General features: G+C 68.8%; 12 protein-coding genes. 8 read left to right on the top strand and 4 right to left on the bottom strand.

The window, feature by feature from the left end:
- Nucleotides 1-19 precede the first annotated feature (19 nt).
- Nucleotides 20-1,021 (bottom strand): BMP family lipoprotein, encoded by a 1,002-nt coding sequence (locus JL100_RS02320; protein WP_407696942.1) that lies wholly within the window; start codon nt 1,019-1,021, stop codon nt 20-22.
- A gap of 246 nt (nt 1,022-1,267) precedes the next feature.
- On the opposite strand from JL100_RS02320, the gene trhA reads away from it, so the two are divergent.
- The 5 genes from trhA to JL100_RS02345 all read left to right on the top strand — a co-directional run bounded on the left by trhA (nt 1,268) and on the right by JL100_RS02345 (nt 9,857).
- Complete coding sequence (gene trhA, locus JL100_RS02325; protein WP_202683768.1) at nt 1,268-1,993, top strand: PAQR family membrane homeostasis protein TrhA; 726 nt, start codon at nt 1,268-1,270, stop codon at nt 1,991-1,993.
- Between the two features lie 124 nt (nt 1,994-2,117).
- A complete protein-coding gene (locus JL100_RS02330) occupies nt 2,118-3,989 on the top strand; it encodes a sensor histidine kinase (RefSeq protein WP_202683767.1) in 1,872 nt (623 codons plus the stop codon).
- 138 nt (nt 3,990-4,127) lie between these two features.
- Nucleotides 4,128-5,297: an MFS transporter gene (locus JL100_RS02335; RefSeq protein WP_202683766.1), complete on the top strand. Its 1,170-nt coding sequence runs from the start codon at nt 4,128-4,130 to the stop codon at nt 5,295-5,297.
- Nucleotides 5,298-5,589: 292 nt separating this feature from the next.
- Entirely contained in the window at nt 5,590-7,227 is a 1,638-nt protein-coding gene (locus JL100_RS02340; protein WP_202683765.1) for a serine protease family protein, read from the top strand.
- Nucleotides 7,224-9,857: an N-acetylmuramoyl-L-alanine amidase gene (locus JL100_RS02345; RefSeq protein ID WP_202683764.1), complete on the top strand. Its 2,634-nt coding sequence runs from the start codon at nt 7,224-7,226 to the stop codon at nt 9,855-9,857. The genes JL100_RS02340 and JL100_RS02345 overlap by 4 nt, the downstream gene beginning before the upstream one ends.
- Before the next feature lie 203 nt (nt 9,858-10,060).
- Here JL100_RS02345 and JL100_RS02350 read toward each other — a convergent pair whose 3' ends face one another.
- Nucleotides 10,061-12,094, bottom strand: a complete 2,034-nt coding sequence (locus JL100_RS02350) for a M3 family metallopeptidase (protein WP_202683763.1) — start codon at nt 12,092-12,094, stop codon at nt 10,061-10,063.
- A gap of 222 nt (nt 12,095-12,316) precedes the next feature.
- Here JL100_RS02350 and fcl point away from each other — a divergent pair, with 222 nt between their 5' ends.
- The gene (gene fcl, locus JL100_RS02355; RefSeq protein WP_323378385.1) at nt 12,317-13,297 is read left to right on the top strand and encodes a GDP-L-fucose synthase; all 981 of its coding nucleotides are present in this window, start codon (nt 12,317-12,319) and stop codon (nt 13,295-13,297) included.
- A 78-nt stretch (nt 13,298-13,375) separates the two neighbouring features.
- Here fcl and JL100_RS02360 read toward each other — a convergent pair whose 3' ends face one another.
- Nucleotides 13,376-14,212, bottom strand: coding sequence for an alpha/beta hydrolase (locus JL100_RS02360; RefSeq protein ID WP_202683762.1), 837 nt, complete (start codon nt 14,210-14,212; stop codon nt 13,376-13,378).
- A 131-nt stretch (nt 14,213-14,343) separates the two neighbouring features.
- Here JL100_RS02360 and JL100_RS02365 point away from each other — a divergent pair, with 131 nt between their 5' ends.
- The gene (locus tag JL100_RS02365) at nt 14,344-15,192 is read left to right on the top strand and encodes an oxidoreductase (protein WP_202683761.1); all 849 of its coding nucleotides are present in this window, start codon (nt 14,344-14,346) and stop codon (nt 15,190-15,192) included.
- Between the two features lie 28 nt (nt 15,193-15,220).
- Here JL100_RS02365 and JL100_RS02370 read toward each other — a convergent pair whose 3' ends face one another.
- Complete coding sequence (locus JL100_RS02370) at nt 15,221-16,498, bottom strand: hypothetical protein (RefSeq protein ID WP_202683760.1); 1,278 nt, start codon at nt 16,496-16,498, stop codon at nt 15,221-15,223.
- A 139-nt stretch (nt 16,499-16,637) separates the two neighbouring features.
- On the opposite strand from JL100_RS02370, the gene JL100_RS02375 reads away from it, so the two are divergent.
- Nucleotides 16,638-17,933 carry a pentapeptide repeat-containing protein gene (locus tag JL100_RS02375; RefSeq protein ID WP_202683759.1) on the top strand — a complete coding sequence of 432 codons (1,296 nt, stop codon included), beginning with the start codon at nt 16,638-16,640 and terminating at the stop codon, nt 17,931-17,933.
- The last annotated feature ends 2 nt before the right edge of the window (nt 17,934-17,935 follow it).

The following is a 17,935-nucleotide window of genomic DNA, read 5'->3' on the forward strand; positions in this document are numbered from 1 at the left end:
TCCTGATGCCCGCTGGTCTTTACTGCTTGTACGGCTGGACCTGAAGCTCGCCGGCGATGATCCGGGCCTTGGCGGCCTCGACCTTCTGCTTCATATCGTCAGTGACGAGGCTCCGGTTGTGCTCGTCCAGGGCATAGCCGACGCCGTCCTCCTTCAGGCCCAGGACACGCGAGCCCGCGGTCCAGGTGCCGTCCTTGGCCGACTTCATGCAGTCATGGACGGCCACGTCCACCCGCTTGATCATCGAGGTCAGGACGGAACCGGGATGCAGGTGGTTCTGGTTGCTGTCCACGCCGATCGACAGCTTCTTGTTGTCGGAGACCGCCTGGAGTACGCCCAGCCCGGTCCCGCCGGCGGCGGCGTAGATCACGTCGGCGCCGCGGTCCATCTGGCTCCTGGCCAGTTCGCCGCCGCGGGTCGGGTCGCGCCACGCGGCCGGCGTGGTGCCGGTCATGTTCTGGAAGACCTCCGCCTGCGGGGCGGCGTGCTTGACGCCCTGCTGGTAGCCGGTCGCGAAGTTGCGGATCAGCGGGATGTCCATGCCGCCGACGAACCCGACCTTGCCGGTCTTGGACGCCATCGCCGCCATCATGCCGACCAGGAAGGAGCCTTCATGCTCCTTGAAGGTGATGGACTGGACGTTGGGCGCCTCGACCACGCTGTCGATGATGCAGAACTTGGTGTCGGGAAATTCCTGCGCGACCTTGCCCATGGCGCTGGCCTGGGCGAACCCGACGCCGACCACCACGTCGGCGCCGCGCCGGGCCATGTTGCGGAGCGCCTGCTCGCGCTGGGCTTCCTGCGTCACCTCGAACTCGCGGTACTCGATGCCGCTTTCCTTCTTGAAGCGCTCGGCCCCGACATAGGCCGCCTCGTTGAAGGACTTGTCGAACTTGCCGCCCATGTCGAAGACGATGGCGGGCTGGAAATCCTGGGCATGCGCCGATCCCGGCGCCATGCCGCCCGCGAGGGCCGTTACGGCGCAGGCCGTGATGGACAAGGCGGCAAAAAGTCTCTTCATCGTTTCCCATCCGCTCCCTGGATCTGTCGGCCCCGGACTTTACGGGTTGTTCCAAACATAGCGCCCGGTTCGCTTTGATTACAGGGGGATAATGACGGAACGGAAGCCGGCGCGCCGGACGGGATCGCTTTGACCCGAACCCTTATCCGATCCTTCATTCGACCGTCACAACCCCGCGCTAGACTTGTTATTCTATCCGTCGTGTTCGTGTTCCACCCGGAATCACCACCGAGGAGCCGCCATTCCATGCCAGCGCACCCCGCCGATCCCATGGCCGCCGACCCGCTCGCCCCCGACCCGCTCGCCGCCGATCCCCTCGCCGCCGACAACGAATATACCCTGCTGGAGGAGATCGCGAACGCGGTGACCCACGGCATCGGGGCGGTGCTCGCCGTGGCGGCGCTGGTGGCCCTGGTGGCGCTCGCCGTCATGGACGACGATGTCCGGGTGCTGGTCAGCCTGACCATCTACGGCTCCACCCTGGTGCTGCTGTACCTGGCTTCCACCCTGTACCACGCGGTCCGGCATGCGCGGGCCAAGCTGGTGTTCAAGACCTGCGACCACGCCGCCATCTTCCTGCTGATCGCCGGCACCTACACGCCCTACTGCCTGCTCGTGATGGACGGCGCCTGGGGATGGACCCTGTTCGCGGTGATGTGGAGCATCGCCGCCTTCGGCGTCGTGTTCAAGATCCTCCACGTCAACCGCTATGCCCGGCTGTCGCTGATGCTGTACCTGGGCATGGGCTGGCTGGGGGTGTTCGCCATCGGCCCGATCATCTCCAACATGGCGACCGAGGGAGTGCTCCTGCTGGCGCTCGGCGGGCTGGCCTATACCGGCGGGGTCGCCTTCTTCCTGTGGGAAAGCATGCCGTTCAACCACGCGGTCTGGCACCTGTTCGTGCTGGCCGGCAGCACCTGCCATTTCCTGTCGATCTATTACTACGTGGCGCAAGGGACAGTCTCCGCCTGACAAGCCTGCCGGACGGGCAAGGGAACAGGCCGGTCGGACCCGGGTTGTACCTCCCGCAAGCAGGAGAGGGCATGGCCAGGAAGAAGACCGCCGATTCACCCGCACCGATCCGGGCCGGGTGTCCGTGACCCGGTTCAATCGAAGGTTCGCGTGCGCCGCCGGCCTGCTGGTCGCGGCGCTCGGGGTGCTGGTTCTGTTCGGCTGGGGTTTCGGCATCGAGCCCCTGAAGAGCATGGCGCCCCATGACGCCCGGATGCAGCCGCTGACGGCCCTGGGCATGCTGGTCGGCGGGGCGGGGCTGGCCGCCCTGTCGGCCGGCTTCAGCCTTCCCGCCCAGGTCGGAGGCGCGTTCGTCCTGCTGGCGGGGGCGCAATCCCTGATCCAGGATGCCTTCGGGTTCGACTTCGGTACCGACCGGTTCCTGTTTCCCGGGGAGATCGCGACCGCGGCCATGGCCTATCCCGGGAGGATGGCTCCGGCGTCGGCCGCCGGGTTCGCGCTTCTGGGCACCTGCCTCGTCCTGAAATGCCGGAACCGCGACGGCGGCACCGTGGCCGGTCTGTTCGGCCTGCTGCTCGCGTCCGTGCCCCTGCTGGGATACCTGTACAGCGAGAACAGCCTCTACGCGTCCGGGCCGTACCTGACCATGGCGGTCCATACCGCGGCCGGGTTCGCCGTGCTGTTCACCGGCCTGCTGGCCCTGTGTCCGCCGGACTGGCTGCTGCATCTCGGCGGCCAGGGGCCGGGCGGGACGACGGCGCGCCGCCTGATCCCGGCCACCGTCGGGGTGCCGGTCGCGGCCGGCTGGCTGGCGCTGGAAGCGGCGGACGCCGGCCTGTACCCGGAACGCCTGGCATCGGCGCTGGTGGTGCTCTCGACCACGGTCATGCTGACGCTGGTCGCGATCCGCTTCGCCGCCCATCTCGACAGGAGCGACGCCGCCCGGCGGGAGGATTACGAGAAGCTGCGCCTCGCGGTCGAGGGTGCCAGCCTGGGAACCTGGGAGGTGGACCTGGGAACCGGCGAGACGCACGGGTCGGACCGGTTCGCCGAGATGTGCGGACTGTCCCGCCGGCCGGCCCGCGCCGCCCTGGAGACCTGGCTGGAGAACCTGCATCCCGAGGACAGGGACCGCGTCCTCGCCAGCCTCCGGAGCGCCACCCGAAGCGCTTCGCCGCGCTTCCGGGACGAGTACCGCGTGCCCCGGCCCGACGGCGGCTGGCGCTGGATCTCCAGCGAAGGGCGCATCCTGTGCGATGCCGCAGCACAGCCCTGCCGGGCGCTCGGCGTCACGCAGGACATCACCGAGGCCAAGCTCTGGGAGGAGCGGCAGGAATTGCTGCTGCGCGAGGTCAACCACAGGGTCAAGAACTCGCTCCAGCTGGTGAACTCCCTGCTCGGGATGCAGGGCCGCCAGTCCGACGACCCCGCGACGCGGCGCCGGTTCGAGGAGGCCGCCGGACGGGTCCGCGCCATCTCCCACCTGCACGAGCGGCTGTACCGGGGTGCCGACGTGGAGCGGGTGGACTTCGACGTCTATCTCCGCTCCCTGTGCGAGGACCTGAGCGCCACGGCGCCGGAATTCAACATCCGGGTCGATGCGGATCCCGTGCTGCTGCCGACCGACAGCGCCGTGCCCCTGGGCCTGATCGTCACCGAACTGGTGACCAACGCGATCAAGCATTCCAACCCGTCGGACGGAAGCCGGGTCATCGAGGTCCGGTTCGGCCCCGCCGCCGGCGGCGACCCGGAACTGTCCGGCGGCGACCTGGAACTGGTCGTCCGCGACCATGGCGTCGGGCTGCCTCCGGGCTTCAACCCCGACCGGGGCGGCGGCGGCCTGGGCATGCGGGTGATCAAGGGACTGTCCCTCCAGCTCCAGGCCAGCCTGCGGACGGAGGATGCCGGTCCGGGCTCGCGCTGGATCCTGCGCATTCCTCCGCTCTCCCGGCCGGCGCCGCGGGAGGTTCCCGCCGAGGTCATGCGCGGCCGGTAATGCTGCGATGCGGCAAGCCTCCCTGGGCGAACCGCTCCGCCTGACATACTGTTTTACAAACGAACAATGACCGCCGGGAGGAAGGTCCGTGACGCCGTCCTCCAACCGCCCTTGCGGGCCTTCCCCCGAGCGAACTCCATGCCCCTCCCGCTTCTCGCATTGGCCGTCGCCTCGTTCGGCATCGGCACCACCGAATTCGTGATCATGGGCCTGCTGCCCGAGGTGGCGGCGGACCTGGGCGTCAGCATCCCCGGCGCGGGCATGCTGGTGTCCGGCTATGCCCTGGGCGTCGTCGTCGGCGCGCCTATCCTGGCGGTCCTGACCTCCAGGCTGCGGCGCAAGACGGCCCTGGTCGCCCTGATGGCCCTGTTCATCGTCGGCAACGTCCTGTGCGCGGTGGCGCCCGGCTATTGGACGCTGATGGCGGCGCGGATCGTCACCGCCTTCTGCCACGGCACTTTCTTCGGCATCGGGTCGGTGGTGGCGGCCAACCTGGTCCCGCCGGGCCAGCGCGCCCGGGCCATCGCGCTGATGTTCGCGGGATTGACCCTGGCCAACGTGCTGGGCGTGCCGCTCGGCACCGCGCTCGGCCAGTGGGCTGGCTGGCGCTCGACCTTCTGGGGCGTGGTGGCGATCAGCGTCCTGGCCGAACTGGCCATCGTGTTCTGGGTGCCCCGGGGCGGACGGGAGGAGCCGTCGAACCTGCTGAGCGAGTTCCGGGTGGTGCGACGTCCCCAGGTGCTGCTCGCCATGGGCATCAGCGTGCTGGCGTCGGCCAGCCTGTTCAGCGTCTTCACCTACATCACGCCGATCCTGCGGGAGGTGACGGGCGTCTCGCCCCACGGCGTCACCATGGTCCTGCTGCTGTTCGGAGTCGGCCTGACGCTGGGCAACCTGCTGGGCGGAAGGCTGGCCGACTGGAAGCTGATGCCGGCGCTGGTCGGCATCTTCTGCGTCCTGGTGCCGGTGCTGGCGGCGTTCACCGTCACCAGCGCCTGGTTCGTGCCCGCCGTCGCCACGATCTTCGTCTGGGGCGTCGTCGTCTTCGCCCTGGTCGCCCCGCTCCAGATGCGGGTGGTGGACGAGGCCCGCGGTGCCCCGAACCTCGCCTCCATCCTCAACCAGGGCGCCTTCAACCTGGGCAACGCCGCCGGCGCCTGGTTCGGCGGAATCGCGATCTCCTCCGGCCTGTCCTACGCCGCGATTCCCTGGGTCGGGGCGGGACTGGCCCTGCTTGCGCTCGGCACGACCCTGCTGTCCGGCAGCCTGGAGCGCCGGGATTCCGGCCTGCGGGGCGAGTTGGCCTGATCCTTCGGTGCGCGATGCCTGCGGTGGCTGGGTCGTCGGGCGATCATATCATTCTATCGCAACCGTCCATTCTCAATTAATTCGCCGGGAATTCCAATAAACGTTGAAATAAATACTAAACCGGGAGCATTGTCAGACCCGAGAACGGGGTCGATACAACCATTCAGGTCGTCTTGGCCGACAACTTACTCGTGATGCTGTCACGGGATGCATTCCCATTCGGCGATAAAGCCGATCCCGGTGTCCAGCATCCGGCGAGCCGTTCCGCGATTTCAGCGATCGGAGTGCCTTCATGGGGGGATTCCTTGGTTCGGTCACGAGTTTCGGCGTGTGGGCGAAGCTCTTCTACACGGGCTTGCTGCTTCTTCTCGCGACCGCCCTGCTCAGGGAAAGCTGGCGCCTGTGGTTCGACAGGACGGTCGCGATCGGCCAGTTCACAAGCCAGGCCGACGGCGCCGCGATCCAGGTCGACGACGCCTTCACCCGGCGCGTCCTGCAAACGCATGCTCTTTTCAAGCAGCGCCTCGCGGAGGAGCCGGAGCGGCGGCGGCGGCTCGAACTGGCGAACCGGCTCCTTGCCGACATCGCCGTGATGCCGATCGATGTACCGCCGGTCCAGGATAGCCGCAGCCTGCTCAGCGACGTCCAGGCCAGCGTCCAGGGCGTCAATATCGGCGCGATCCTGCAATCGCTGCGCAACTGGGTCAGCCCGCCGAACGAGATCACCGGCCATCTGGCCCAGGTCAACGGCGCCGTCCGGCTGATGGCCAGCTGGCCGGAGCCGCTGCGCCTTCCGAGCGGGACGCTCGCCGTCGACCAGATCCATATCTCCGGCCAAGGCGACCCTGGCGAGGTGAGCATCGGCCTGGTCTGCCGGATCGTCTACGCGCAGACCAGGAAGAGCGGCAGCCAAGGGTCGGATGTTCCATACCCGGATGTCAGCGAAGAAGTGTTTTGCACCTGGGCGCGCCTGTGGTGGGAGCTGCGCAACATCGTGGATCGCAACGATCCCCTGTCCGCGGCCGGTTACGCCGCGCAGGTGGCACCCCTTCGCCAGCAGCTCGACGCGATCATCGCCCAGGGCACCAAGTTTCCTGAATTCTACCTGATGCGCGCCGAGATCATCGAACTGGCACCGACGGACCAGAAGAAAGCGGGCGACATCGCCCTGGCCGCGCAGGACCTGACGCGCTACACCGGCCTTCTGCCGAAAAGCGTGATCGAGTCCGCCAGGAACCAGCAGGCCGAGGCGCCTGCGCCTCCACAGGCCGCCGCGCCCGTGCCCGAAAGCGCCGTGGACTACCAACCGCCACCGTCCCTGGGCGTGGCCGAAATCGGACCGGGCCGGAACGCGCGGGTCACCATGACGGCGCTTGTGCAGGATGCGCGTGGGAAGCGCTTCGTCGTCCTCCCCGACTATGCCTGGGTGGAACGGCCCGGAGCCGGCGGCAGTGTGCCCGGCGTCGAGATCTTCCAGCCGGGCAGGAAAGAGCCGATCGGCAGGATCGTGGGACGCATCGCGGACAAAGGTCCCGGCATCGTCCTGGCGGAGGTGCTGGCCGCCGACCTGAAGGGCGGCCCCGAGCGGTTCGCATTGGCCGATCCGGCGGCCGGCGACATGGTCGGCGTACAGGTCGCCGAAGCACCCGGAATGCCAGGCGAAATACGGATGGCGCGGCTTTCCGAAGTAGCGGTGGACATCGGCGGCAAATCATCCGGGTCCGGAAAGTTCCTTGCGGCCGACAAGATCACCCGGCCCGGCGACGGCGGGGCTCCGGTGTTGAACGAGGCCGGCGAAGTCGTCGCCATGGCCTACGCCAGTTCGGACCGGCAGAGCTATTTCCTTCCGATCGTCCGGATGCTGATGGATGCCGGCTATCGCGCGGTGCCGGCCGGGCAGGGAGCGAAGAAGGCAGGGGGCGCACCATGAGCATCGTCGTCATCGATCCGGGGCATGGCGGCTGGGAAAAGATCGGGGGCTCCAGCCCGAACAATGCCACGGGACCCACCGGGCTGCTCGAGAAGGACGTCACGCTCCAACTCGGGCTGGCCGTCCGCGACGCGCTCGGCGGAACGGGGCTCGACATCCTCCTGACCCGAGAGACCGACCGGAACCTCGGGCTGGCCGGCCGGGCCGCCGTCGCCGCCTCGATGAAGGCGGCGGCCTTCGTGTCGATCCACCTGAACGGCTGGGAGACCCCCGACGTCCAGGGGACCGAAACCCTCATCCACGAGGGAGCCGGCCCGTCATCCCGCCGCCTTGCGGAATGCGTCCAGGCCGCCGTGCTGCCGGTCACCGGCCTGCGGGACCGCGGCGTGAAGAAGCAGGCCCTCGGAGTGCTCAATCCAGGGAGCCACGATCCCGGCACCGCCGCCTGCCTGCTGGAAGTCAGCTTCATGACCCAGCCGGCCGAGGAGAAGCGTCTCAGGGACGCCGGATACCGAACCCGGATCGCCCAGGCCATCGCCCGGGGCATCACGACCTACCTGGTCGAAGCCGGCCGCATGCCCGAAATCATGGTGGCCGGGGAGTACGAGGACGGCTATGCCGCCGAACATGCCCCGGCGCTTCCCGAACGCGGCCCCGTGGTCGTGCCGCAGTCCCTGGCCATGACCGTACCCTTCATCACGGAACCCGGAAAGGCGCACGTGCCGTTCGCGGACATTCCCGACGGCCCGGTGCATGACAAGGAGCGCATGCTTCGGGGATGGCGCTCCCCCGAGATCATCATCGACCGCGACGATTCGATCCACGCCGTCTTCGTCGAGCTGATGGCCCGCCGCCGCCAGGCGGTCTGCAAGATCGAGGCGTCGGGAAGGGACTTCAGGGGCCGGTCCGGAGGATGGAGCGGTACCGGTTTCCTGGCCGCCAAGGGCGTGCTCCTGACCAACCACCATGTCGTCAACTCGCCGGAGGTCGCCGCCGCCGCGGAATGCGTCTTCGACTACGAAGTCTCGGACGTGGATTACGCCAAGCGCCGCGACGCCCTGCCGAAGCCGGGACGGCGTTTCCGCCTGATGCCCGAGCGGCTGTTCATCACCAGTCCATTCGACCACGGGCTCGACTATACCTTCGTCGCGATCGACGACGCGGCGGAAAAGGAGTTCGGCTGCATCACGCTGGAGCGGGCGGCCTTCACGGTCGAGGTCGGGGAGCGCGCGTTCGTCATCCATCATCCCCGCGGCAAGCCCAAGCGCGTTTCGCTGGAGGACAGCGGCATCCTGGGGATCGACAGCAAGATCCTGCATTACACGACCGACACCGAGCCGGGCAGTTCCGGCGCATCGGTCTTCGACCGCAACTGCCGGCTCATCGCCCTTCACCACGCCAGCCAGGCCAATACCGGGGGCCTGCGGCGCGAGAACGGAACGGTGCCGGAATTCGTCAACGAAGGCATCAAGATCGCGGCGATCGCCCTGGACCTCGAGCAGCGCGTCGCGAATCCTGCCGACGCGGGAGCCGCGCGGCGGGTTCTCGCGGCGATCGAGGGATCGGACTCGCTGTCCGGCTATTTCGGCGGACTTGGACGCCGCACCGGTACCGTGGGAGTGGAGAACGTGGTCGACACCTACCAGGCGTCGGACCAGGACATCGATATCGGCTTCTGGAACGTCGAACATTTCGCGACGCGCTTCGGGCAGAAGCTCGACGATGTCGCAAAGGCGATCGTCGATCTGCGCCTCGACATATGGGCCTTGAGCGAGACGTCGGCCGAGGCGACCCGGCTGCTGGTCGAGCGTATCGAACAGCGGTTCGGCCAGCGCTACGAGTGGCTGCCGTCGGAACCCGACGCCGGATCGAAGCAGGCGACCGCGGTCCTCTGGAACCCGGCGGCCGTGACCGGGCGGGCCGCTCCCTGGCCTGAAGACATCGACTGGATGCTCCGGCAGGACTCGCGTGAATTCAGCCTCGCCGGCAGGGCGCCGGAAGCGGTGCACGGGGCCGTGTTCCCGCGCTATCCAGCACGGTTCCATTTCACCGCCGCCGGTTCCCGAGGGCCGGAAAGTGCCGCGCCATTCGACTTCTTCCTCGTGCCTCTCCACCTCAAGGCCATGGACGAGGGCGGTTTGAGGCGGCGGATGGCCTCCAGGATCCTGGCCTTCGCGGTCGAGCGCGCCGTCCGCGACCATGGCGACGACGCGGACTGGATCCTTGGCGGCGACATGAACGACGAACTGGCCGGCGGCGACTTCAAGGACCTGCTCGACGCCGACTTCTCGGCCCTCGGCGCGGCCGACGAGCGGGACGGCGCGTTCACCTACCTGAAGCGTCCCAAGTCGCTGATCGACCATGTCTTCCTGTCGCCCAACCTGAAGCGGGTGGCCGGGCCGGACGACTTCTTCATCCTCGCGAAGGACCGGACGTCTCCGATCGACTATCTGGAACGCCTGTCCGACCACCGCCCGGTGCTGCTGCGCCTCTCCCTGCCGAATCGCGGCCGAGCCGTGGCGGACTCCGAAGGGGGAATGGAAAACCTGGACGAACTCCTGCGCCGGGTTTACGGGACCCGGAAGGGCGCGGGAAAGAAGGCGGCCCGGCTCGCCGGCGCCGACGCCTGAGCGGCCGGCGCCCGGACGGGAGGCCGGCCACGGTGCCGGCCTTGCTCACCGGCTTGATGGTCCGGCACGGTGTTTTTGATCGGTTTAACGTAGGTCGGCCAGAGCGCCGATGCAGGGTGTCGGCGTTCGCCCTGACGGGCGAAGGCCGACCTACCGCACTCCGCGCCGCCGAACGTCATCAAGAACACTGTGCCGAGCCAGCCTCAGCCCACCGGCAGGCCCCGGTTCCGCAGCAGCGCGTCGGTCTGCGGCTCGCGGCCCCGGAACGCGACGTAGAGTTCCATCGGGTCGCGGGTGTCGCCGGCCTCGTAGATGTCCTTCAGGCGGGCGGCGAGGCGGGGGTCGAACAGGTCGCCCGCCTCCTTGAAGGCGTCGAAGCCGTCGGCGTCCAGCACCTCCGACCACATGTACGAGTAATAGCCTGCGGCATAACCGCCGGAGAACAGGTGCTTGAAGTGGGGCAGCCTGTGCATCAGGCCCACTTCCTTCGGCATGCCCAGCCGGTCCAGCACGTCGCGCTCGAAGGCTTCCGGGTCCAGGTTGTCCGGGTTGGCCTGGGAATGGATCTCCATGTCCATCAGCGCCGAGCCGGTATAGGCCACCGTGTCGAAGCCCTGGCCGAACTTGCGGGCCTCCAGCAGGCGGCCCAGCAGCTCCTCCGGGATCGGCTCGCCGGTCTCGTGGTGGACCGCGTAGGCGCGCAGCGTCTCCGGCGCCGACAGCCAGTGCTCGTAGACCTGCGACGGGAACTCCACGAAGTCGCGTCGGACGGAGGTGCCGGACTGCGACGGGTAGCGCGCCCTGCTCAGCAATCCGTGCAGCGCGTGGCCGAACTCGTGGAACAGCGTCTCAGCGTCGTTGAAAGTCAGCAGCGACGGCCGGCTCTTGGCGAAGTTGCTATTGTTGACGATGATCGGCGTGACCTCCTCCTCGTAGGATTCGGAGTCGCGGTAGCTGCTCATCCAGGCGCCCGACCGCTTGGAAGCGCGGGCGAAATTGTCCTGGATGAACAGGCCGACATGCCGGCCGGTCTCCTTGTCCCTGACCTCGTAGAGGCGGGCGTCGGGATGGTAGAGCGGCAGGTCCGTGCGCTCGACGAAGGTGATGCCGAACAGCCGTGTCGCCGTGTCGAACGCGGCGCGGACCATGTTGTCGAGCAGGAAGTACGGCTTGATCTCGCCGTCGTCCAGGTCGTACCGGGCCTTCCGCACCCGCTCTGCGTAGAAGCGCCAGTCCCACGCCTCGATGGCGCCGTCGAAGCCGGCCTGCTCCGCCTCGGCCTGGATCAGGCCGCGCTCGGCGATCGCCTGGGCGCGGGCCGGCTCCCACACCTGGTTCAGCAGGTTCATGACAGCCGTCGGCTGCTTCGCCATGGTGTCGTCGAGCTTGTAGTCGGCATATGTCGGATAGCCCAGCAGCCGGGCCTGCTCGGTCCGAAGCGCCACGATCTCGCGGATCAGGTCGCGGTTGTCGGTCTCGCCGGCGTTGGCGCCCCGGCTGGTCCAGGCGCGGTGCGCCTTCTCGCGCAGGTCACGCCGCGTCGAGAAGGTCAGGAACGGCTCCACCGAGGAGCGCAGCAGGGTGATGACGTAACGGCCCTCCAGCCCGCGCTCGGACGCGGCCTGGGCCGCCGCCTCCCGCACATAGCCGGGCAGGCCGTCCAGGTCGGCCTCCTCCAGGACCAGCTGCCAGGCCTGCTCGTCGGCCTGGACATGCTGGCCGAACAGCGTCGTCAGGGTCGCCAGCCGCTCAGAGATCTCCGCCATGCGGACCTTGGCATCCGGCTCCAGGGCGGCGCCGCTGCGCACGAAGCCCAGGTGGCTGCGCTCCAGCAGGCGCATCTGGTCCGACTCCAGCCCCAGGTCTTCGCGCCGCGCGTAAAGGTCGGCGACCCGCTCGAACAGGGCCGGGTTGAGCGAGATCCTGGCGTTGTACTGCGCCAGCTTCGGACTGTAGTCGCGGGCGATCGCCTCCAGGTGCTCGTTGGTGTGGCTGGAATTGAGGTTGAAGAACACCGAGCACACCCGGTTCAGCAGCCGGCCGGCCGCCTCCATGGCCTCGATCGTGTTGGCGAAGGTCGGTGCCTCGGCCGAGGTGGCGATGGCGTCGAACTCGGCCAGGCCTTCTTCCATGCCGCGGTCCAGGGCGGCTGGGAAATGCTCTGGCTGGATCCGGTCGAAGGGGGGAAAGCCGAACTCGGCGGTCCACGGCGTGAAGAACGGGTTGTCGGCGGACATCGAGGCCTCGTGATCAACTGGGATACCGATGATAGCCGCTTCCCGCACCGACCACAAATCCCGGCCCACCGGCCCGATCCTGCGGCAAGGGCCGGCATACGGGCGCAGGTAGGGAATGTTTTAGCAATCGGGTCGATATGGTTCCGGCTCGATCGGACGATGCCGCCCCTCCGGAACAGGGACGGACGGCCGATCGGAAAGGATTCCCCGGAGCCCGACGGCATGCGCGCAACGCAACAGGACGGCATTTTGCCGATCTTCCCCTTGGCCGGAAAGAAAGTCTGGGTGGCCGGTCACCGGGGCATGGTCGGCTCGGCCATCGTCCGCCGGCTGGCTGCGGAGGATTGCGAGATCCTGACGGTGGACCGCGACGCGGTGGACCTCCGCCGCCAGGCCGAGGTCGAGGACTGGGTCGGGTCCCGCCGGCCCGACGCGATCTTCCTCGCCGCGGCCACGGTTGGCGGCATCCATGCCAACGGCACCCGGCCGGCGGACTTCATCTACGACAACCTGTCGATCGAGGCGAACGTGATCCACGCCGCCCATCTCGCCGGCGTCCCGAAGCTGCTGTTCCTGGGGTCCTCCTGCATCTATCCGAAACTGGCGCCCCAGCCCATGACCGAGGACGCGTTGCTGACCGGGCCGCTGGAAGAGACGAACCAGTGGTACGCCATCGCCAAGATCGCCGGCATCAGGCTGTGCCAGGCCTATCGCCGGCAGCACGGCCGCGACTTCGTTTCCGCCATGCCCACCAACCTGTACGGCATCAACGACAATTTCGACCCGATGGGCAGCCACGTGCTGCCCGCCCTGCTGCGCAAGATCCACGCCGCCAGGCGTGACGGGCGGGACCGGGTGGAAATCTGGGGCACCGGCACGCCCCGGCGTGAATTCCTGCATGTGGACGACCTGGCCGACGCCTGCCTGTTCATGATGAAGCGCTACTCGGGCGACGATCACCTGAATGTCGGCTTCGGCAAGGACATCTCCATCCGGGACCTCGCCGCGCTGATCGCGGACATCGTCGGGTTCGACGGCACCTTCGTCTTCGATCCGGACAAGCCCGACGGCCCGCCGCGCAAGGCGCTCGACATCTCCCGCCTGTCCGGCCTGGGCTGGAAAGCCTCGATCGGGCTGCGCGAGGGGATCGAGTCGACCTACGGCTGGTTCCTGAACCATCATCCGGCGGCGGCGGAGCGATAGAGCCCGGGAGCTGCGGCCTGCCGCTCCGCTCGCCGCGATGCGTTGGGCTGTCCCGGCCCGGGTGAGTGCCGGGGGTTATCAGGGTGGCGCGGAGCCCCGGAGTCCGGCGAGCCAGCGGTCCATGACCGGGAACAGCGCCGGGCTCGCGACCAGCTCGTGCCCGGCGCCCTCGAACGGCACCACCCGCGCGCGGTCGCCCGCCGCCGCCGCGAGTGCCGTCGCGTGTCTGTAAGGTATGGTCCTGTCCGCCGTGCCGTGCAGGATCAGGATCGGGGCGGCCACGCGGCCGATCTTGCCGGCATTGTCGAAACGGTCGCGCATCAGCAGCCGCACCGGGACGAACGGATAGGCGGAAGCCGCGACGTCGGGCAGCGAGGTGTAGCCGGAAATCAGCACCAGCCCGGCCACCGGGAAAGTGGAGGCCAGTTCGGTCGCCGGTCCCGACCCGAGAGAGTTGCCCACGAGGACGGTGTGCGACGCGGGCACGCCGTTCGCGGCAAGCCACCCCAGGGCGGCGCGGCCGTCGGCCTGGAGCCCGGCCTCGCTCGGGCTGCCGGGATTTCCGTCATAGCCCCTGTATCCCGCCAGCAGCAGCCCGTAGCCCTCGGCCCCCAACCCCGCCGTGACCCGGAGCGAGCCGGACAGTCCGTCGGCATTGCCATGGAAATAGACGAGGGTCGGCTTGCCCGCCGCGGCCGGCCGGTGGAGCGCCCGCAGGTCGAGGCCGTCCGCCGTGCGGTAGGAGACCTCCCGGAAACCGGGGACTGCGTGGAGGTCGGGGGGAGCGGGCGACATGTCCGCCCGGAAGACCATGGGCCGCTGCAGGGCATAGAGCGCGCCGACCACCACCAGGTAGAGCCCGGCCAGGAGGAGCGCGATGGGAAACGCGATGGATAGAAGCTTGCCCGTCCACATCTCCGGTTCCTCCCGTAAAGAACGCCCGCACCGCCGGCATGATCTGCGCCGTCGGGAGAGCCGACGCAACCCTCCGGCGCGCCTGCCTGTTGGTTTGGGATAAAACCGTCCGGCAAAGAAGGAAGATACGCATGACGACCGACAGCTCTCCAGTCTGGTTCATCACCGGCTGCTCCACCGGCTTCGGCAAGGAACTCGCCAGGATGGTGCTCGACCGCGGATGGCGTGCGGTGGTGACGGCCCGCGATGCCGACCGGGTGCGGGACCTGACCCGGGGTTACGAGGACCGCGCCCTGGCGCTGTCGCTGGACGTGACCGACGCCGGCCAGGTCGCCTCGTCGGTCAAGGCGGCGGAAGACCGGTTCGGCGCCATCGACGTGCTGGTGAACAATGCCGGCTACGGCTATCAGGCCCCGGTCGAGGAAGGCGACGACGCGGAGATCCGCGCCATGTTCGAGGCCAACGTGTTCGGGCTGGCCGCCATGATCCGCGCCGTGCTGCCGGGCATGCGGACCCGCAAGCGCGGGCATATCGTCAACCTCTCCTCGGTCGCCGGCTTCGTCGGGTTCCCCGGCTCCGGCTATTACGCGGCGACCAAGCACGCCGTCGAGGGGCTCTCCGATTCCCTCGCCCGGGAGGTCGAGCCGCTCGGCATCAAGGTCCTGTGCGTCGAACCCGGACCCTTCCGCACCGACTGGGCCGGGCGTTCCCTGAAGCAGACGCCGAGCCGGGTCCCCGACTATGCCGAAACCGCTGCGGCGCGCATGCGGGCGACCGCCGACATCAGCGGCAAGCAGCCCGGCGACCCGGTGCGGGCCTGCGCCGCCATGATCAAGGCCGTGGAGGCGGAGAACCCGCCGCGCCATCTTGTCCTGGGCGCCTTCGGCGTGGACGCGGTGCGCGGCAAGCTCGCCGGCGTGATCGAGGAGATCGACGCCTGGAAGGAAACCAGCCTCGGCGCCGACTTCCCGAAGGACTGATCAGCCTTCCGGAAGATTCCGGCGGCGATCAGGGATGGGTGTCGGCGCCCTCCCGCGGTCGCCGGCCCAGCAGGCGGATGTCCGGGCTCCAGGTGCGCGCCAGGGCATCCGCCGCCTCGATCATGCCGCCCCGGCGCAGGATCGCCTGACGGTGGCGCAGCAGGCGGGCCGACACGGCCTTTTCCGCCAGCACGCCGCCCAGCATGTCGTCGGCGCCGTCCCGGCGCAGGCGGTGGATCACCTCCTCCAGCAGGAGGCCTTCCGCTTCCGGTTCCTTGTGGTCCAGCGGGTGGTTCCGTCCCAGCTCCGCCAGCAGCCGTTCCAGCAGCACCGCGCGGCATGACGGCGTCCTGCCGTCGCCGAGCAGCCCGCCCAGCCGGGTCAGCAGGGGGTTCGTGCCGGCGGCGGCGAGGTCCAGGCGGCCGTGCAGCAGGTCGGCCAGCCGGCACAGGGACGCCGCCAGATGGCGCTGGGGACCGAGCAGTTCCTTGATGATGTCCGCATTGCCCAGCGCGTCGGCCGCGACCGCTTCCAGCAAGCCGGACAGATGGGGATCGAGATCGTCGGTCATCAGCCCGAGCACCGCCTCCAGCTTCCCGCCGATCGACGGGAACCCCATGAGATGGTCGCACAGCAGGGCGGTGAACACGAAATCGTGGCGCTCCGGACCTTCCCGCGCCCTGACCCGCCGGCTGAAATGATCCAGGGCCTGGGGATCGAAGCGCGGCAGGCGGCGCTTCTCGCCGGCCAGGTCCCGCGCCTGGGACAATCCCTCGCCGATCAGCTTTTCCAGCGCCCGGACCCGCTCCCTGGCGGGCACGCCCAATTCCTTGGCCTGGACCGCCGCGATCTGGTGGGTGGCCGTGTTGACCAGGCTGCCGGTGTCCTGGAGCTTCCGCAGATAGGTCCAGTTGTGCAGCAGTTCCGTCGTGGTGATCCGGTGCTTGTCCAGGAACATCCTGAACAGGCGGCCCAGGATCATCCGGCTCTCCAGGCCACGGATGTCGGCCGCCGTCGAACAGGGGCCGACCCGCCCGACCGTGCCCTTCACGGTGATCGGCTTGTCCCGGACCGGCGGCTTCGTCTCGTGGAAGATCTCCGCCTTGGTCGAGTAGCCGGTGATCATGCTCCGGACGCGGACGATCCTGGCCTCCTCGCAGTCCCCGGTCGCCAGCAGCAGGCGCGCCGCCTCGACAGCCTCGGCCTCGCCGGTTCCCGAGCCGGTCTCGTGGACCACGCCCTGGATGATCCAGCGGCCCTCGCGGGAAACCAGGATCTCGTAGTGGATAATCCGCCCCCTGATCATCTCCGCCCGCTCAGTTCAATCCGCTGCCGTCCTGCGGCCCAAGGCCGCGCCCGCCGTCGAACCCCATGGGACTACACCGAAATCTTAAACTTTTTGTTGCACTTAGAATTCGTTGCAATCTTAGAACGCAGGAGGCTTGATGACTCCGCACGAGCTGCTGTCCATCATCGACAGGCACGGCCGCTGGCTCTCCCGGCGTGCGGGCGGCGCCAGGGCCTGCCTTGCCATGGCCGACCTCCGGGGGATGCATCTCGCCGACACCAACCTCCAGAGGATCAAGCTGTCCGGCGCGGTCCTCACCGGCTGCGACCTGAAGCGGAGCGACCTGTCGGAGGCCGACCTGTTCGCCGCCGACCTGAAGGCGGCCGACCTGTCCGGCGCCAACCTCCAGCGCGCCGACCTGCGGGGCGCGCATCTCCGCGGCGCGCGCCTGCGGGGAGCCAACCTCCGCGATGCCGACTTCAGGGGCGGCGCCCTGCTCGACCACAAGGGGGGCAGCACCCTGACCGTCCGGCGGTCGGACCTGCACGGCGCCGATTTCGACGACGGCCTGCTGGCCCGCGCCAACCTGTCCGGAGCCGACATGTCGGAGGCGAAGCTCAACGGGGCCGACTGCACGGGCGCCCTGATGGCCGGCGTCAACCTCGCCAAGGCCAGCCTGCGCGACGCGGATCTCGGCTCGGCCAATCTCAAGGGCGCCAACCTGAGCGGGGCCAACCTGTCCGGCGCATCCCTGAAGGATGCCGACCTGACCGGGGCGACCCTGATGGGCGCCAGCCTGCGGAACGCCGACCTGATGGGGGCGACCCTGGACGGCGTCGACCTGACCGGAGTCGACTGCACGGGCGCCAACATCCGGAGGAACGCCGACCAGTTCCCCCCGACGATCCGGCAGAGCCTGGAGAACCACCAGGCCTGGGTCAGGAGCGGCGGTGCCAAGGGCGGACGCGCCGACCTCGCCGGCCAGGATCTGTCCCATATCGACCTGACGCGGGTCAATCTCAGCGGGGCCAATCTCCGCGGGGTCGATCTGTCCGGCGCCACGCTCCGGGACGCCCTGGTCGTCATGTCGGACCTGTCCGACGCCGTCCTGTGCTACGTGGACTTCACCGGGGCGACCCTGGACGGCTCCAACCTGCGGGGCAGCGACCTGGGCGGCGCCAGGCTGGACCGCGCCAAGCTGGGATCGGTCGAGATCAAGGGCGCCGGCGACCGCGCCACCGGGCGCCGGTGGCCGGTCAACCTGACCGGGGCCAGGCTGGTCGGCGCGAGTCTCGTCGGCGCCAACCTCCGGGACGCCAACCTCGCCTTCGCCGACCTCGGCGGCGCCGACCTGACCGACGCGGTGCTGATCGACGCCAACATGGCCGGGACCGTTCTGGACGGCGCGAAGCTGGACGGCGCCGTCCTGCCCGCGATGACGGACGACGACTGACG

This window comes from Skermanella mucosa, from assembly GCF_016765655.2.
Taxonomy (GTDB): domain Bacteria; phylum Pseudomonadota; class Alphaproteobacteria; order Azospirillales; family Azospirillaceae; genus Skermanella; species Skermanella mucosa.

Coding starts and splice junctions, on each gene's coding strand:
- JL100_RS02320 (WP_407696942.1), bottom strand. CDS start 1,021: ATGAAGAGACTTTTTGCCGCCTTGTCCATCACGGCCTGCGCCGTAACG.
- trhA (WP_202683768.1), top strand. CDS start 1,268: ATGCCAGCGCACCCCGCCGATCCCATGGCCGCCGACCCGCTCGCCCCC.
- JL100_RS02335 (WP_202683766.1), top strand. CDS start 4,128: ATGCCCCTCCCGCTTCTCGCATTGGCCGTCGCCTCGTTCGGCATCGGC.
- JL100_RS02340 (WP_202683765.1), top strand. CDS start 5,590: ATGGGGGGATTCCTTGGTTCGGTCACGAGTTTCGGCGTGTGGGCGAAG.
- JL100_RS02345 (WP_202683764.1), top strand. CDS start 7,224: ATGAGCATCGTCGTCATCGATCCGGGGCATGGCGGCTGGGAAAAGATC.
- JL100_RS02350 (WP_202683763.1), bottom strand. CDS start 12,094: ATGTCCGCCGACAACCCGTTCTTCACGCCGTGGACCGCCGAGTTCGGC.
- fcl (WP_323378385.1), top strand. CDS start 12,317: ATGCGCGCAACGCAACAGGACGGCATTTTGCCGATCTTCCCCTTGGCC.
- JL100_RS02360 (WP_202683762.1), bottom strand. CDS start 14,212: ATGTGGACGGGCAAGCTTCTATCCATCGCGTTTCCCATCGCGCTCCTC.
- JL100_RS02365 (WP_202683761.1), top strand. CDS start 14,344: ATGACGACCGACAGCTCTCCAGTCTGGTTCATCACCGGCTGCTCCACC.
- JL100_RS02370 (WP_202683760.1), bottom strand. CDS start 16,498: ATGATCAGGGGGCGGATTATCCACTACGAGATCCTGGTTTCCCGCGAG.
- JL100_RS02375 (WP_202683759.1), top strand. CDS start 16,638: ATGACTCCGCACGAGCTGCTGTCCATCATCGACAGGCACGGCCGCTGG.